The sequence below is a fragment of the Streptomyces sp. NPDC058678 genome, from assembly GCF_042714835.1.
Taxonomy (GTDB): Bacteria; Actinomycetota; Actinomycetes; order Streptomycetales; family Streptomycetaceae; genus Streptomyces.
This window is the reverse complement of the sequence record NZ_JBHXSG010000052.1, coordinates 1-14264: the sequence shown is the minus strand read 5'-3', so window position 1 is coordinate 14264 and position 14264 is coordinate 1. Positions and strand designations below refer to the sequence as shown.

Annotated in this window: 18 protein-coding genes and 2 pseudogenes; 3 read left to right on the top strand and 17 right to left on the bottom strand. The window is 70.1% G+C overall.

What is annotated here, in order from left to right:
• Nucleotides 1–16: 16 nt before the first annotated feature.
• The 9 genes and pseudogenes from ACFWWR_RS35360 to ACFWWR_RS35320 all read right to left on the bottom strand — a co-directional run.
• A complete protein-coding gene (locus tag ACFWWR_RS35360; RefSeq protein WP_384307625.1) occupies nucleotides 17–184 on the bottom strand; it encodes a hypothetical protein in 168 nt (55 codons plus the stop codon).
• A gap of 191 nt (nucleotides 185–375) precedes the next feature.
• Nucleotides 376–600 carry a sigma factor-like helix-turn-helix DNA-binding protein gene (locus tag ACFWWR_RS35355; protein WP_384307676.1) on the bottom strand — a complete coding sequence of 75 codons (225 nt, stop codon included), beginning with the start codon at nucleotides 598–600 and terminating at the stop codon, nucleotides 376–378.
• A gap of 239 nt (nucleotides 601–839) precedes the next feature.
• On the bottom strand, nucleotides 840–1187 hold the full coding sequence (locus ACFWWR_RS35350) for a sigma factor (RefSeq protein WP_384307623.1): 348 nt from the start codon (nucleotides 1185–1187) through the stop codon (nucleotides 840–842).
• Nucleotides 1188–1273: 86 nt separating this feature from the next.
• Entirely contained in the window at nucleotides 1274–1633 is a 360-nt protein-coding gene (locus tag ACFWWR_RS35345) for an ANTAR domain-containing protein (protein WP_383862828.1), read from the bottom strand.
• A gap of 40 nt (nucleotides 1634–1673) precedes the next feature.
• The gene (locus ACFWWR_RS35340; RefSeq protein WP_384307620.1) at nucleotides 1674–2030 is read right to left on the bottom strand and encodes a PRC-barrel domain-containing protein; all 357 of its coding nucleotides are present in this window, start codon (nucleotides 2028–2030) and stop codon (nucleotides 1674–1676) included.
• Between the two features lie 9 nt (nucleotides 2031–2039).
• Nucleotides 2040–2432, bottom strand: coding sequence for an ANTAR domain-containing protein (locus ACFWWR_RS35335; RefSeq protein WP_384307617.1), 393 nt, complete (start codon nucleotides 2430–2432; stop codon nucleotides 2040–2042).
• A gap of 84 nt (nucleotides 2433–2516) precedes the next feature.
• On the bottom strand, nucleotides 2517–2795 hold the full coding sequence (locus tag ACFWWR_RS35330) for a hypothetical protein (RefSeq protein WP_383862836.1): 279 nt from the start codon (nucleotides 2793–2795) through the stop codon (nucleotides 2517–2519).
• Between the two features lie 836 nt (nucleotides 2796–3631).
• The gene (locus tag ACFWWR_RS35325; protein WP_383862839.1) at nucleotides 3632–4465 is read right to left on the bottom strand and encodes a YhjD/YihY/BrkB family envelope integrity protein; all 834 of its coding nucleotides are present in this window, start codon (nucleotides 4463–4465) and stop codon (nucleotides 3632–3634) included.
• A gap of 1246 nt (nucleotides 4466–5711) precedes the next feature.
• Nucleotides 5712–5882 (bottom strand): annotated as a pseudogene (locus ACFWWR_RS35320) (transposase); the annotation flags it as partial.
• Between the two features lie 195 nt (nucleotides 5883–6077).
• On the opposite strand from ACFWWR_RS35320, the gene ACFWWR_RS35315 reads away from it, so the two are divergent.
• Nucleotides 6078–6683, top strand: coding sequence for a dihydrofolate reductase family protein (locus ACFWWR_RS35315; RefSeq protein WP_383862842.1), 606 nt, complete (start codon nucleotides 6078–6080; stop codon nucleotides 6681–6683).
• Nucleotides 6684–6698: 15 nt separating this feature from the next.
• On the opposite strand, the pseudogene ACFWWR_RS35310 reads toward ACFWWR_RS35315, so the two are convergent.
• The 6 genes and pseudogenes from ACFWWR_RS35310 to ACFWWR_RS35285 form a co-directional block, all read right to left on the bottom strand.
• A pseudogene (locus ACFWWR_RS35310) lies at nucleotides 6699–6827 on the bottom strand (IS5/IS1182 family transposase); the annotation flags it as partial.
• A 197-nt stretch (nucleotides 6828–7024) separates the two neighbouring features.
• The gene (locus tag ACFWWR_RS35305; RefSeq protein ID WP_384307614.1) at nucleotides 7025–7471 is read right to left on the bottom strand and encodes a nuclear transport factor 2 family protein; all 447 of its coding nucleotides are present in this window, start codon (nucleotides 7469–7471) and stop codon (nucleotides 7025–7027) included.
• Nucleotides 7472–7476: 5 nt separating this feature from the next.
• Nucleotides 7477–8283, bottom strand: a complete 807-nt coding sequence (locus tag ACFWWR_RS35300) for an MBL fold metallo-hydrolase (protein WP_384307611.1) — start codon at nucleotides 8281–8283, stop codon at nucleotides 7477–7479.
• 65 nt (nucleotides 8284–8348) lie between these two features.
• Nucleotides 8349–8972, bottom strand: a complete 624-nt coding sequence (locus ACFWWR_RS35295) for a DsbA family protein (RefSeq protein ID WP_384307609.1) — start codon at nucleotides 8970–8972, stop codon at nucleotides 8349–8351.
• A 165-nt stretch (nucleotides 8973–9137) separates the two neighbouring features.
• Nucleotides 9138–9632: a MarR family winged helix-turn-helix transcriptional regulator gene (locus tag ACFWWR_RS35290; RefSeq protein ID WP_383862852.1), complete on the bottom strand. Its 495-nt coding sequence runs from the start codon at nucleotides 9630–9632 to the stop codon at nucleotides 9138–9140.
• Between the two features lie 120 nt (nucleotides 9633–9752).
• Nucleotides 9753–10202: a hypothetical protein gene (locus ACFWWR_RS35285; protein ID WP_383862855.1), complete on the bottom strand. Its 450-nt coding sequence runs from the start codon at nucleotides 10200–10202 to the stop codon at nucleotides 9753–9755.
• A gap of 128 nt (nucleotides 10203–10330) precedes the next feature.
• Here ACFWWR_RS35285 and ACFWWR_RS35280 point away from each other — a divergent pair, with 128 nt between their 5' ends.
• On the top strand, nucleotides 10331–11482 hold the full coding sequence (locus tag ACFWWR_RS35280) for a histidine kinase (protein ID WP_384307606.1): 1152 nt from the start codon (nucleotides 10331–10333) through the stop codon (nucleotides 11480–11482).
• Nucleotides 11483–11572: 90 nt separating this feature from the next.
• Here the strand turns inward: ACFWWR_RS35280 and ribA are convergent, their stop codons facing one another.
• Nucleotides 11573–12280, bottom strand: a complete 708-nt coding sequence (ribA, locus tag ACFWWR_RS35275; RefSeq protein ID WP_384307604.1) for a GTP cyclohydrolase II — start codon at nucleotides 12278–12280, stop codon at nucleotides 11573–11575.
• A 119-nt stretch (nucleotides 12281–12399) separates the two neighbouring features.
• A complete protein-coding gene (locus tag ACFWWR_RS35270; protein WP_383862862.1) occupies nucleotides 12400–12915 on the bottom strand; it encodes a MarR family winged helix-turn-helix transcriptional regulator in 516 nt (171 codons plus the stop codon).
• A 73-nt stretch (nucleotides 12916–12988) separates the two neighbouring features.
• Between ACFWWR_RS35270 and ACFWWR_RS35265 the strand changes: the two genes are divergently transcribed.
• Nucleotides 12989–14119, top strand: coding sequence for a dihydrofolate reductase family protein (locus ACFWWR_RS35265; protein ID WP_383862865.1), 1131 nt, complete (start codon nucleotides 12989–12991; stop codon nucleotides 14117–14119).
• Nucleotides 14120–14264 lie beyond the last annotated feature (145 nt).

Genomic DNA, 14264 nt, shown 5'->3' with positions numbered 1-14264 from the left:
GTTCTGGCGGGGCCCGCTACTGCTCTGCGCCGTCCTCGATCAGACGGCGGTGCGGTTCCGTTGTCATGACGTGGATCGCCCGCGTCAGCTCGGTGTTGGTCTTGAGTTCCAACTCCTGCTCGATGAAACGAACTTGGTGATGGCGTCGGCGATAGTGCATGGCCTGGTCGTCCTGCTTGCTCATCGCAGCGCGCCTCTCGCGGATCGGGGTTCCGCAGGCACTGCCGACTACAGGGAACGGCTCTTGCGGGTCCCTGGATCCCAATCTTCCCGCTCGCAGCCTCCCCAGGCGCACGCAGCGGAGGCCCTCGCCCCAGCCGCGGCCCGCTGGGGTGAGCGCGAAGCTTCGTAGGGTCGCGAGCCCGCCCCGGGCAGTCAGTGTCTGCTTCTCCGCTGAGCGCCGGGCCCGGGCCCGGCAGTCCGGCGCCGCCCGTGCACCCAGGACGTCGTCACACTGCCCTCCTGCGATCGTGGGCTTCGGCCATCACCTGGTCGTGCAGGCGCGCACAGGTGCGGGTGATTCAGACGGGAGACGTGCATCTGCGAGAGACCGAACTGCAGGGCGACGCGATTTTGTGTCATCTCGCAGAAGAACCTCATGTAGAGGATCTGCCGTTCGCGTTCGGGCAGTGCCCGCAGCAGAGGGCCGAGCGCCTCACGGTTGACGATCAGGTCGCAGCCGGGCTCCGAGTCACCGAGGGTGTCGGTCAGTGGGTAGGTGCGACGGGAGCTGCCGGGTACGGAGTCCAGGGACAGGGGGGGGTGAAACTCTGCAGCGCCCCCGCGCCGATCGGTGCCTCCACCTCGGTGAGGCCGCCGCCCCCGGCCGCGCGGTTCCTTTACGCGTCGCGGCACATTACGCCCCAGAGGTGGTCCCGGAAGTGCCGCTTCACCTCGCCGAGGATCGTCGGTATGGCAACGCTCGGGAAGGCGGTGCCGAAGCTCGGGTCGAAACGGGTCACCGCCTTGATCAGGCCGAGTTGGGCGACCTGCTTGAGGTCTTCGAAGGACTCGCCGCGATGCCGGAAACGCCGGGCGAGGAGAGCGCGCGACTGAGCCTCCGGACGGCCTCGCCCACAACGACCGGACCCAACGGCCCTAACAGTTTTCCGCTGCGTCGGCCGGACGCAGTGGGGTGTGAAGATCCGACGATTCGATGTTTGACATCCACGAGGCGGGCTACACAACAGAGGCGTCCGACGGCCGTCCTGGACGAAGGCACCGGAGAGTTGAGTTCACAGCTTCCGGTGCCGTCCGCTGGGCGCGTGTGCCGTCATCTCCCGTCCGCCGCACGGATGAGCCTGAGTGCTCGGCGTAGCTCCCGCTGTATCGGTTCCGGGAGCGTCCGGTCCTTCGTTGTGGCGACCAGAGCCGCAGCCACGTTACGGAGCTTGATGTTGCAGTGCTGCGACACGTCCACCAGGAGGTCCCAGGCCCGGTCGCTGGAACACGGCGCCAGGGCCATCACCATGCCGCACGCCTGGTCGATCACCGAACGGCTCGCCAGCGCTCGCACCAACTGCTCATTTTCGGCGCGTAGTTCGACGACTTCTGCCAGCAAAACCGCGTCCTTTGCCGAAGGCACCGTTCTCAACAATCGCTGTTCTTCACGGGGCGTGGTCACCTGGTGCATGGTCCGTACCTCACAGGGCAGTCATCCCGTCCATAGGTGATCAGCGGCGCGCCAGTTGCCGTTCGCCGGCCGCACCGGGCTGATAGGGCAGTCCGTAGTGCTTGAAGATCGCTTCTTCCTGCTCGGCGGGCAGGACGTCGTCGGTGCCGATCGAAGGGGCCTGCTTGACCAGCGTTCTGACATAGCCGACCTTGAGGTAGTCGGGTCCGGCGATCGCGTTCTGAAGGGGGACGAAGACCAGACGGTGCCGGGTGGGCAGTCCGGTCCGTACCGTGGCCATGGCCGGTTCGTCGGTGGTGGTGTCCACGTAGACCGCCTCCAGGACACCGATCTTGCGCGACTCGGTGTCGACGACGTCGCGGTTGCGCCATTCCCGGACGTCGGCTGCGTGGATCATGGCTTCTCCCTACCTGGACGAACCGCCTGGTCGTCGTGAGTCGCACTCCTGGTTCTCCGCGTGAAATCGCCGCAGCGTACGACGTAGCACCCGATGCATCCGCTCCGGGAGCGGCTTGCCCTCCCAGGCGGCGACCAAGACCGCGGCCACCTCCGGAAGTCTGGCGTCGCACTGCCGTGACACATCCACCAGCAGCTTCCTGGCCGTCCCGCGGCTGCAGGGGGTCAGGACCATCACCATGCCGCGGGCCTGGTCGATGACCGCCCGGCCGGCCAACGCCCGCCACAGCTGATCGTTCTCGGCGCGCAGTGCGACGACGTCCCGTCCCGCGGATGCGTTCCCCCACGTGGCCTCGGCCCGCAGTTCCCACCACTCTTCTTGGATCACAGTTGTGCGTTGCATGGCATGCACCTCTTGACGATCTCGAGTGTCCGGCCTGGCTGAAGCATCCCGTATGAGCCTCTGGACGCCGGGCCGCTTCGCGGGTCACCCGCGGTGTTCGCGGTCCCGACGGTCCTCGCGCGTCCAGCGCGCTCGGTTCTGGCGGCTGTAGCGGCGGTCCCAGCGGTCCCGACGATCCCGGCGCTCTTTGTAGTCCCGGTAGTCCCCGATATCGGAACTGCCGCTACGGGTCCGGCCTCCGCCACGATCGCGGCCGTGGCGGGTGACGCCGTAGACCAGCACCGCTGCGGCCACCCACCAGATGGGGTGGAGGAAACCGAAGCCGAACAGGACCACGATGAGGATGAGGAGCAGGACGAACACGACGGGCCTCCCCGGGAGCAGAACACAGCATCGATACCGGGGACTGGGGCCTCAACCCACAGCGTAGTCCTGCCCAGAGGTTGCGGATACCGTCCGACGTCAGCGCGTTCTGCCCGTCCGGGATGGCTGCTTGACACTCTGTCGGGGAACTGCGGCAAGGGCTGGCGTGCGACATGCCGCCCCTGCCCCCGGCAGCGTCGCACCACCAATGCGTGCCCCAGAGGGTGCACTCTGAGCATCGGTGCCGGAACCAGCCGCGTCACGAGTGAGGCCGTTCCCGCACGCGCCCATCGTCAACGTGCGATCCCGGCGCGCCCGATGCGCCCCGAGCGGGCACCGAACTGCTGCCCGCCGCGCCGCACGCATCCCACAACAGGCGGTTGGGACCGCGGCTTCCCCGACGGCGAGCAGTTCGAGGACCAGATCGCCGCCCTGTCCGTTCACCACGCCCACTACGTCGAGGGCTACCGCAGCATGCACACATCAGCCCGCGACCAGAGCGGTACCGAGGAAATGCGGGAGGCCATGTTCGAAGCCCGAAGCCTCTTCGAAGCACTGGTCACCGAACAGCCGGCCGACCCGTCCCGGCCCTCCCCTGCGCCTCCGTCGGCCAAGGCCACACACCGTGGGCACGGACCCGACGCCACGCGAAGGGAAACGGGCCGTGATGACGTACGGCCCCGCAACAGCCGCCTCATACCGTCGCCGCGCAGATCACACGGCCCCTCACTGGCTCGACGGTGTGGGGCTGCGGCGGCACGAGTGGCCTCTCTCCGTGGGGCGGATCCCCCGTCTTCCCGGCGCCTGCCCGCCGGTTCGTGGCCACAGTCGTCATCTCACCTACGCCGTCTCAGTGTGTGTGCCGCGCGGGGGAGTTCCTCGTACAGCAGTCGGCCGACCAGCGCACCACCGAAGACCACGACACCCACGCCGACCAGCCAGGACTGAATGACCAGGACGGTTCCGACGGGTCCGTAGGTGACGGCGTTGGAGGCGATCAAAGGCGAGAAGACGAGCCTGGAGAAGACCCTCAGACTGAGCAGCCCGATCACCGTGGCCACGGCGCCGGGCAACAGGGCACGCCAGCGGATCCGCCCGCCGAGCAGCAGGCGCTGGGACCACCAGAGGAACAGCATGGCGCTCAGCGACGCCACGGACCCCCCGGCCAGGGGTTCGCGCCGCAGCGTGGTGGTGGCGGAGAAGAAGAGGTATCCGGTGAGGATGGCGAGCCACACAACCTGCCGCCACCTGGCCCACCAGCGAGCCGGCGGCAGGTCCCAGACCTTCTCATAGCCGGTCTGCAACGCCGCTCCGAAGGTCAGACCGAACACGGCAAGGGCGGCGATACCGAACGCGGTCGTGGTCCGCAGGGCCTGGCCGGGCCGGGTGAACAACTGCTCGACCTGCCGCCTGGAGACCTCCGACACACCGAGCCCGTCTCCCAGCCACTGCGCGAACCCCCGCCCGTGCGCGGGGTCGGCAGAGGAGACAATGATCAGCAGCGGCACCAGCGTGAGCAGCCCCAGCGCCGCGAAGCCCAGGGAACGCGCCCACAGCTCCATATCCACGCTCCGCCGCCATCCGCGGCCGACTGGCGAACGGCTGATCACGCGGCGCAGCCGACCGAACCAAGATGAACGGTCGTCGGCACCGGAAGGCTTCATCGGCATTCCTGTCGACTACCACGGTCACACCCCTTGCCGCGGGAGGGCGCGACGCGAGACTCCCGGATAACCTGGCAGAACAAAGGGCTAGGTGTATTGACCCGCAGCGTTGTTCACACGGCTGATGGGTGGCTGGCCTCCGAGTGCTTCCGGATTCCCGCCTTCGTTGCCCCATCGGGGGCGTAGGGGCGGGCGGGGGCTGGCTCCTCTGCCGAACGGCAGACTGGGACAGGGCGGGTAGGGCCTTGCGTCCGGCAGCACTCGCGTGACTTGCAGCGCCCGCACGTGTGAGCCTGGGGCCGAGGGCGACGGGCGCGGGATCGCTGCACCAGACACAGGAGGCGCCGCCGGCCTGAGCGCCAGTAAGGGCGGCGAGGCGGGGCACGCAGAGCATCGCGTGGGCGTCGACGAAGTCTGGGTGCATACCGCTCACGTCCGGACGGCGAGGGGCACCAGGCGGTACGTCTCACGGCACGGCGAGCATGCGAACAGGGCCGGGCTCGATCCGCTCCTGTACAGCCACATGGACCGTGCAGGGGGCGTCGTTGTCACTCGTTCGCAGGGCTGCGCCGTCGGCATGATGAAGGTCATCATGTGTGTCATGATCAAACACACAATTTCAGTTGCTGCCTTGGTCGTGGCATCCACCGTCCTGGCCATAGGAACCGCGTCCGCTGCACCAGCCCTCAAGGGCGGCGGATCCCCTACTGACGCCGTGGCTGGGGCTGCGGCGCCTGTCTGCGGCCTCGTGCCCGTTCCCCTCCCCGTCTGCAAGAAGTGACAGCTGAAGCAGGGGGACAGGGAGTCAACCTGCTCCTGGCTTCCGCCACTTGACGCCAGCATGACGAAACGCCCCTGCTCGGTCGCGTGGACCGTGCAGGGGGCCTCGTTGTCACCCGTTTGCAGGGCTGCGCGGTCGGCCTGGTGAACCTCATGATGTGTGCCGTGATCAAACACGCACTTACAGTTGTCGCCCTGGCCGTAGCGTCCACCGTCCTGGCCACGGGAACCGCGTTCGCTGAGCCCCCTCCCACGGCCGACGACGAACCTGACACCGTGACGCCCTCCCTTTCGACCGTGTGCAACTCCAAGGTGCTGAACCGTCACCTCTGCCCCAGGGGGACTGCTGAGCGGCTCCATGTCGAGCCCGGCGACTGAGGGGTACGCACCAGCGCGCACCCTTGGACGCACGAAAGCGGGCCCGCCCTCCCGGGGCGCATTCCAGGGGTCGTTGCAACACAAGTGAACTGGCCGTGGCCAGGAGATCAGCGAGACGCTCGGCTGGGGTTTCCCAGCCGAGCGTTGTGCGTGGGCGGCCGTTCAGCTCGGCAGCCACGGAGTCCAGCTCCGCACGCCCGTAGCGGGCCAGGTCCGTGCCCTTGGGGAAGTACTGCCGCAGCAGGCCGTTGGTGTTTTCGTTGCCGGGCTCCGGATCGGGTGCGCCGTCCCTGCGGCAGACGAGCGCGTCGGGGTCGTAACTCCGAGCCTGCGGGCTGTAGCCCTCGGGCCGTAGCATCCACCGTTCTGGCCACGGGAACCCCTGGTGCTGCGCCGCGGAGGTTCCGCCGATGAGTTTCCGGCGGTTGTGCCGTCTACCCCTCGACGAAGGGAGCGCACCATGCGCAAGATCATCGTTTGCACGTTCCTGACGCTGGACGGCGTCATGCAGGCGCCGGGTGGTCCGGACGAGGACGCTGAGAGCGGCTTCGAGCATGGCGGCTGGCAGAAACCGGTGGCCGACGACGAGGTCGGCGCGGCCATCGCCGGTTGGTACGAGCACTCCGACGCGATGCTGCTCGGCCGCAAGACGTACGAGATCTTCGCGTCGTACTGGCCGACCGCCGATCCCGACAACCCGTTCACCGATCGGATGAACAGCATGCACAAGTACGTGGCGTCTCGGACCCTGACGTCCGTCGAGTGGCAGAACTCCACGCTGCTGGAGGGCGACATCGTCGATGCCGTACGCAAGCTGCAGGCGTCCGACGGCGGCAACATCAACGTCGTCGGCAGCGGCGACCTCGCCCAGACCCTCATGCGGCACGGCCTCGTCGACGAGTACCGGCTGACCATCCATCCGGTGATCATCGGTACCGGCAAGCGGCTGTTCGCCGACGGAGCGATCCCCACCGCGCTGGAGCCGGTCAGCGTCTCGACGACGAAGGGCGGCACCATCGTCGGCGTCTACCGGCCGAACGGTGAGCCCAGCTACGACAGCTACTAGGCGGTTTGGTTCGGATCACCGAACGGGCCAGAGAGCGATGCCCGCGACGTGGAGCCCTGCCAGGTAGTTGGTCGCGGTCTTCGCGTAACGGGTGGCGATGCCGCGCCATTGCTTCAGGCGGTCGATGCACCGCTCGACCCGGTTGCTCACGTGACCGATCTCCCACACCGCGCGGCAGAGGCCACCGATTACGCCGAGGCCGAGGTCCCTCTCGACGAGGCTGCGGATTCGCCCGCAGCGTGCGGGAGCTGGAGCTGGAGCCCGGCCAGTGACCGAGGCGTTCACGGGACGCCCGAGCCGGCTTCGGCCGGCTCGGGCGCCGCGGTGTTTCAAGGGGCCGATCAGCCGGCGTCGGTCATCGCCTCGCGTACCAGTGCCGTGTCCACGAACTGTTCGAAGCGGACGATGAGGCCGCCGCGGACGACGAAGTGGTGGGCGACGCGGACCTTGATGTCCTTGCCGGTGGCTTTGTTGGTGGCGGTGTAGCGGGCCAGGACGACGACGTTCTCGCCGTCGACGACGTAGGTGTCGTCGTGGGCCGCCCAGTCGTCCCAGTCCTTGGCGAGCTGTTCCATGACGTGGGAGGTCACGCCGTCGGGGGTGCGGTAGGTGCCGGCGAGGGGGAAGCCCGCCATCTCGGTCCACTCCACGTCGGGGGCGAGGGTGGCGCGGAGGGCTTCGAGATCGCCGGCGGCCGAGGCGAGGTACTGGCGGCGGACCACGTCGGCCGGGGCGGTGGAGGTGGCGAAGTCGGTGCCGGGGAAGGCGGTGGTGTGGGCGGGTGTCATGGCTGTCAGCCCCACTTCATTTCGCCCTTGGCGACCTTGGCGCCGATCTGGGCGGCGATCAGCATGCCGTTGTCGGGGTAGCGCTTGACGAGGGCGGCGGTCAGTGCGGCGCCGTCGGCGGCGGTCGCGAGCTCCTCGTCGAAGGCGAGGAGGTAGTCGCGGGTGGCGGCGATGGCGGAGGCGTCGGCGGGGGTGCCGGGCAGGCGGTGGCCGGGGACGACCAGCCGCGGGTCGAGGGCGGACATCTCGTCCAGGAGCTGGATCCAGGCGGAACGGTCCTCGGGGGCGGCGGTGTCGGCCACCCAGACGTGCTCCTTCTGGAACAGCAGTACGCCGCCGACGATCGCGCGCTGCTCGGCCTGCCACAGGTAGTGGCGGTCGGGCAGGGCGGCCGGGCCGCCCTTCAGCTCGAAGCGGTGGCCCTCCAGGGTGAGGTCGCCGGTCAGCGGGGCGATGTCGACCAGACGCGTGGGCAGGTTCGGCCCGAGGGCCTCCCACGCCTTGAGCTTGCCCTCGTAGGAGTGCTGGATGTGCTCGATGACCTGCGGGGTGGCGACGAAGGCGGCGTCGGGGAAGGCGTCGGCGAGGACTTCGGCGCCGAAGTAGTAGTCCGGGTCGCCGTGGCTGAGGAAGACGGTGGTCAGCTGCTTGCCGGAGTCCAGGACGGCGGCGGCCAGGCGGTGGCCGTCGGCCCGGGTGAAGCCGGCGTCGATCAGCAGCGCCTCGCGCTCGCCGGTGACGAGGGTGGCGGTCTTGTTCTTGGTGCCGGCGGGGAAGTCGAGGTCGAGGACGGTGAATTCGAGGGTGCTCATGGGGGCGCTCCTTTGTTTCGAGGGGGAGGGGAGAGGGCGGGGGACGGGGGAAGTGGGGAGTTGAGTCAGGGGGCGTCTGTGTGCAGGGTCGCCAGGCGCTGGTCGATCTCGTCCGCGGTGGCGTGGCCGCGGGCCAGGACGGTGACGCGTTCGCTGTCGACGGCGAGGAGGGTGGGGAAGCCGGAGACGCCGAGCGCGGCGGCGCGGCGGAAGTCCGCCTTGGCCGCGGTCCGCGCCCCGGGCGCCTCGAACGCGGCGACCACGGCGTCGGCGTCGAGACCGGACGCCTCGGCGAGCTGTCGGTAGGTGGCCGGGTCCGACAGGCTCAGCCCGTCGACGTAGAAGGCGCGCTGCAGGGCCGTCGCCAGTTCCACCGCCTGGTCGGGGGCGGCTTCGCGCAGGGCGGCCACGCCGCGTGCCGCGGCCTCGGAGTCCATCACGAAGGACCCTTCGGTCAGCAGGCGCTGGTAGCCCGGACCGAACTCGGCACCGGTCAGCTCGGCGATCTGGTCGTTCGCGCCCTGGACGTAGCCGAAGGCGCTCACCGGGACCCGGCGTTCCCCGGTGAACAGGCCACCCGAGACCACCTCGACCGGCGGCTCCGGGTGACGGGAGACGGTCTCGCGCAGGGTGCCCGAGAAGCCGTGCGACCAGCCGCAATAGGCGTCGAAAACGTAGACGAGCTGCATCGGAGACCTCGACAGGGGTGTGGCGCCCGCCCAGCGCGAGCGATTTACCTGACACAACAGTATCTGCTGTGTCAGATATTTCCCTGGGGTGGGGGCACGGTGTGTGAGGGGCGCCACATCCTTGCCCCCGGTGTCATTGGACCAGGCGTGGCGCCCGGCCGCAGCTCAGGGCAGACGGGGCAGCATGTCCCGCGCCGCGTGGCTCAGGATGCGCAGATCCTCCGCGAACCGATCCCGGTCCGCCTCGGGCAGCGGTTCCAGGAAGTACCGCTTGATGTTCTCCACGTGCACCCGGGAGGCCCCCACCGCTGTCTCCTCCCCCAGCCCGGTCAGCCGCACCAACCGCCCGCGCCGGTCGCCGGGGTCCTCGACGCGTTCGACCAGCCCGGCCGCCTCCATACGGTCCACCAGCCGCGTGGCCCCGCCCGTGGTCAGCACCTGCTCCTGGGCGATGGCCCGCATCGACAGGCCCGGCTCGGCCGCCCGTCCCAGGATCAGCAGCACCTCGTACATCAGATGGCTGATCCCGCACTCCACCTCCAGGGCGCGCCCCAGGATGTACTCAAGCCGGTTGGCCGCCCCCTGCAACCGTCCGAAAGCCAGGACCAGCTCGTGCTGCGCGGCCTCCTTCGCTGTCGAAATCCCCGCGTGCTCACTCACGGTCCCAGCGCCCCTCACGTCGTCCCCGGCCGGCCATGCCCCGATCATGCCGTGGCCGCGGACGCGGTGGCACGGTCAGGCCTCCGCGGTGGGCACGGTCAGACCTCAGCGGTGGCACGGTCAGACCTCACAGAAGCCGAGGCCCTTGAGGGCCTCGTTGATCTGCCTGCCCTGGGTCTCGGTGGTCGTGACGTCCTCGTACGTGAAGCGCTGCGAGGCGGACCGGTCGAGTCGCCGGGCGCCCCCGTTGATCGCGCCGCACTGGTTGCGGGCGGCGTCCACGGCCTTGTCCTCGTACTTCACGATCTGAGGGTTGGCCGCGGCGAGCGCCCTGAGCAACCGGACACGGGCCGCCCCGATCGGCTCGGGCGGGATGCCGGCGGCCGTCGCGGCCGAGCTCGGATCGGTGCTCGGCGTGGCCGCGGTGCTCGGCGGCTTCGGCGTGGTCGCCGTGTTCGGTGCCGGGCTCGTCGCCTTGTCGTCGTCGCCGCCGGACGTGCACGCGGTGAGCGCGAGCAGCGTGGCGGCGCCGGCGGCGCGGAGCGCGGCGGTGGTGGTGCGGGCGTTCATGGTCCCCCCAGGGCCGTGGTCTCTCGGGGTCATCATGCCTTCCGAAGGCCGGTGGTGTAGCCCGCTACACCCTGGCCCGGGTGCCTGCCCGCCCGACCGGTCCCACCCGGATCATCTAGCGTGACGGCATGCGGAAAACGGTCCAGCGGGCCGCCTGGGCCACCCTGCACCTCGTCGTGGCCGCGGCGATGGCGTTCGGTGTGTGGATATTCATCACCGTGCTGCTGATCACCGCCATCGGCACGCTCGCGGTGGTCGGCGCCTGGATGCTGCCCGAGACCGTGCTGCTGATCCGGCGGATCGCCGGCGCCAAGCGGGGGCTGACCGCCGCCTGGACCGGGCGGCGGATCCCCGAGGCGTACCAGAGCATGACCGGGACGCTGCGGGAGCGGCTGCGGATCGCCGTACGCGACCCCGGCACACACACCGACCTGCGCTGGATGATCGCCTACTACTTCTACGGCGCTCTCCTCTTCCTCGCGCTGCCGCTGTGGCCCGTCGGACTCGTCGTCGACGGCGTGTGGTGCGGGCTGCTGCGGCGGCCCGCGGTCGTGCTGCCGTTGATCGTCCGGCTCGCGGACACCGAGGCCGGCCTGTCGACCGTGCTGCTCATGCCGTCCCCGAAGGCGCAGCTCGCCGCGCGGGTGGAGGAGCTGAAGGAGACCCGGGCCGACGCGATCGCCGCGCACGGCGCCGAACTGCGCCGCATCGAGCGGGACCTGCACGACGGCGCGCAGGCGCGGCTGGTCGCCCTGTCGATGCGGATCGGGCTCGCCAAGCGGGCCTACGGCCGTGATCCCGAGGCCGCGCGAAAGCTGCTGGACGACGCCCAGGACCAGGCCGAACAGGCACTCACCGAGCTGCGGCACGTCGTACGCGGCATCCACCCGCCGATCCTCACCGACCGCGGCCTGGTCGGCGCGGTGCGGGCGCTGGCCGCCAGCAGCGGTCTGGCCGTGTCCGTGGACGACGGCGGCCTGGAGGAGGGGGTGCGCGCGCCCGCGGCCGTGGAGGCCGCTGCCTACTTCGTCGTCGCCGAGTCGCTGACCAACGTCGCCAAGTACAGCGGCTCGCCCCGGGCCGAGGTCCGCCTCGCCCGTACCCGGCGCAGCCTGACGGTGTGCGTGCGCGACGAGGGCCAGGGCGGCGCCGACGAGTCCGCCGGCTCGGGGCTGCTCGGCATGCGCCGGCGGGTCGCGGCGCTCGACGGCACGTTCGACGTCACCAGCCCCGCCGGGGGGCCGACCGTGATCGAGGTGGAGCTGCCCTGCGTGTGGTGATCGCCGAGGACTACGCCCTCCTCCGGGAGGGTGTTGTCCTCGGCGGCCGTGGTCGGCGCCGGGCCCGAGGTGCCGGCCGCGTTGTCGCCGTCAGACCGCGTGAAGTCCCGTCAGCTCTCCCAGCGGCAGCGTGTGCTGGGTCTGGAGGACCTTCGCGCGCAGATAACGGACGTTGTGCGCGGTCTGGAAGACGCCGGTGGGCACGCGGTCGCGGACGTCGATGCCGAGGTCGCGCAACTGCCCTGCCTTGTCGGGGTTGTTGGAGAGCAGGTCGAGGCCGTTGATCCCGAGGGCCTGGAGCATCTGGGCGGCCGCCGTGTAGTCGCGGGCGTCCTCGGGCAGGCCCAGCGCGGTGTTGGCGGCGTACGTGTCGAGGCCCTGGTCCTGGAGAGCGTACGCGTCGAGCTTGTTGTAGAGGCCGATGCCGCGGCCCTCCTGGCGGAGGTAGAGCAGCACGCCGCCGCGGTCGGCGATGCGCTCGACCGCCTCGCGCAGCTGCGGGCCGCAGTCGCAGCGGGCCGAGCCGAAGACGTCGCCGGTCAGGCACTCGGAGTGCAGGCGGACGAGGGGGGTGGAGGTGGTGAGGGGGGTGGAGGTGGTGAGGGGGGTGGCGGAGGTGCCGGAGGCTGTCGCCGTTGACGTGGCCGCTTCCGGGGCGCCGAGGATGATCGCCACGTGTTCCTGGCCGTCGACCAGGCCGTGGAAGGTGGCCAGTTCGGCGTCGACGCCGTAGCCGTCATGGAAGCGCAGCGGTACGCGGACGCGGGAGCGGAGCGTGGCGGCGGGGAAGTCGGGCATGCGGGTTCTCCCGGGTCCGGGGATCAGAGGCGCAGCGTGTGCTTCAGATTTGAAGCACATCTACGATCACGGACCTTACCCCATGCTTTAAATTTGAAGCAATTGGTTTGTGGTGCGGCTCACGAACAGGAGGGCGAGGAGCGCCGGCGCCACGGGACGTCGTCCGGTGCGGACCGGGCGTCCTCGTCCTGGAGTCCCTGCGCGATCCCCGTGCAGATCTCCTCCAGCTGGTCCACCTGCTCCTCGGTGAGCCGGTCGAAGAGGGAGGCGCGGACCGTCTCGACGTGGCCCGGCGCGGTCTGCTCCAGTACCTTCATGCCCTCGTCCGTCAGGACCGCGACGCTTCCGCGCTTGTCCCAGCGGCAGTCCTCGCGCCGCAGCAGCCCGTCCTTCTCCAGGCGTGTCACCGCGTATGTCAGCCGGCTCCGGGTGATCTTCAGCCTCTCGGCGAGATCGGTCATGCGCAACCGGCGTTCGGGCACCTCGGAGAGACCGGCCAGGATGGAGTAGTAGAGGTGCGGCATGCCGGCCTCCTGCTGGAGCTGCCGGTCGATCGCGTCCTCCAGGAGTTGCGTCGCGGCGATGTACGCGCGCCAGGCGCGCTGCTCCTTGGGCGTGAGCCAGCGAGTCGTCATGCGCCCAGTGTAGGTTTGCTTCAAACTTGAACCAAGAGTGCCGTGCCGCCGCCTTCGAGAGGGACCCGCGCCGATGCCCCACCCGTACGTCCTCCTCTCCGCCGCCGTCTCCCTCGACGGCTACCTGGACGACACTGGCCCCGACCGCCTGCTGCTCTCCGGCCCGGCCGACTTCGACCGGGTCGACGAGGTGCGGGCGTCCGTCGACGCGATCCTGGTCGGGGCGGGGACGATCCGTGCCGACAATCCTCGGCTGCTGGTCAACTCGGCGGAGCGGCGGGCGGCGCGGGTGGCCGCGGGGAAGCCGGAGTATCCGCTGAAGGTCACGGTCAGCGGGTCGGGGGAGCTGGATCCGGCCGCGAACTTCTGGCACACCGGCGGCGAGAAGATCGTCTACACGACGGAGAAGGGCGCGGCGCGGGCCCGTGCGGTGGGACTGGCGGCGGATGTGGTGCCGCTCGGCGTCGAACTCGACTGGCCGCTGCTGCTCGAGCACCTGTACGACGTCCGTGGTGTGCGGCGACTCATGGTCGAGGGCGGCGGGCAGATCCATACCCAGCTGCTGCGGCAGGGGCTCGCCGACGAGCTCCAGCTGGTGCTGGCCCCCCTGTTCGTGGGCGACCAGGACGCGCCTCGTCTGTTCGGACCAGGCCCCTACCAGGGCGGACGCCTCCGGCTGGTGGAGACCCGGGCGGTGGGCGACGTGGTTTTGACGCGGTACGAGCCGACGGCACCGGGCCTTGGCCGGCGCTCCTCCGCCGCCGACCACCGCTGGCTGGCTCTCGCCTGCGAGCTGGCGGCCGCGTGTCCGCCCTCGCGTACGGCGTTCAGCGTGGGGGCGGTGGTGGTGGCGGCCGACGGGACCGAGCTGGCGCGCGGCCACTCCCGGGAGGGGGGCGACCCCGTCGTCCACGCGGAGGAGGCGGCGCTGGCGAAGATCACGCCGGGTGATCCCCGGCTGGCGTCCGCGACCGTGTACAGCAGCCTGGAGCCGTGTGCGCGGCGGGCGTCGCGGCCGGCGCCGTGTGCGCGGCTGATCCTCGAGGCGGGGGTGCGGCGGGTCGTGACGGCTTGGCGTGAGCCGGACACGTTTGTCGCGGGGGCCGACGGGAGTGGGGTGCTGGTTGCCGAGGGCGCGGAGGTCGTCGTGCTTCCGGAGTACGAGGAGCGGGCCAAGGCGCCGAATCTGCATCTGTTGGGCTGAGGCTCGGCCGCCTTGGCTGGGGCGCCTGTGCGGGTGGGTTGGGGGTCGGGGCCGTGTCGGGGGGTGTCCGTCCTCGGAACGGCGCGGAATCGGTTGCCTTTCGAGGTGCTCGTGTTGACGCGCCAACCGCTGCGGGCGGACACCC

Coding starts and splice junctions, on each gene's coding strand:
- ACFWWR_RS35360 (WP_384307625.1), bottom strand. CDS start 184: ATGAGCAAGCAGGACGACCAGGCCATGCACTATCGCCGACGCCATCAC.
- ACFWWR_RS35355 (WP_384307676.1), bottom strand. CDS start 600: ATGAGGTTCTTCTGCGAGATGACACAAAATCGCGTCGCCCTGCAGTTC.
- ACFWWR_RS35345 (WP_383862828.1), bottom strand. CDS start 1,633: ATGCACCAGGTGACCACGCCCCGTGAAGAACAGCGATTGTTGAGAACG.
- ACFWWR_RS35340 (WP_384307620.1), bottom strand. CDS start 2,030: ATGATCCACGCAGCCGACGTCCGGGAATGGCGCAACCGCGACGTCGTC.
- ACFWWR_RS35335 (WP_384307617.1), bottom strand. CDS start 2,432: ATGCAACGCACAACTGTGATCCAAGAAGAGTGGTGGGAACTGCGGGCC.
- ACFWWR_RS35325 (WP_383862839.1), bottom strand. CDS start 4,465: ATGCCGATGAAGCCTTCCGGTGCCGACGACCGTTCATCTTGGTTCGGT.
- ACFWWR_RS35315 (WP_383862842.1), top strand. CDS start 6,078: ATGCGCAAGATCATCGTTTGCACGTTCCTGACGCTGGACGGCGTCATG.
- ACFWWR_RS35305 (WP_384307614.1), bottom strand. CDS start 7,471: ATGACACCCGCCCACACCACCGCCTTCCCCGGCACCGACTTCGCCACC.
- ACFWWR_RS35300 (WP_384307611.1), bottom strand. CDS start 8,283: ATGAGCACCCTCGAATTCACCGTCCTCGACCTCGACTTCCCCGCCGGC.
- ACFWWR_RS35295 (WP_384307609.1), bottom strand. CDS start 8,972: ATGCAGCTCGTCTACGTTTTCGACGCCTATTGCGGCTGGTCGCACGGC.
- ACFWWR_RS35285 (WP_383862855.1), bottom strand. CDS start 10,202: ATGAACGCCCGCACCACCACCGCCGCGCTCCGCGCCGCCGGCGCCGCC.
- ACFWWR_RS35280 (WP_384307606.1), top strand. CDS start 10,331: ATGCGGAAAACGGTCCAGCGGGCCGCCTGGGCCACCCTGCACCTCGTC.
- ribA (WP_384307604.1), bottom strand. CDS start 12,280: ATGCCCGACTTCCCCGCCGCCACGCTCCGCTCCCGCGTCCGCGTACCG.
- ACFWWR_RS35270 (WP_383862862.1), bottom strand. CDS start 12,915: ATGACGACTCGCTGGCTCACGCCCAAGGAGCAGCGCGCCTGGCGCGCG.
- ACFWWR_RS35265 (WP_383862865.1), top strand. CDS start 12,989: ATGCCCCACCCGTACGTCCTCCTCTCCGCCGCCGTCTCCCTCGACGGC.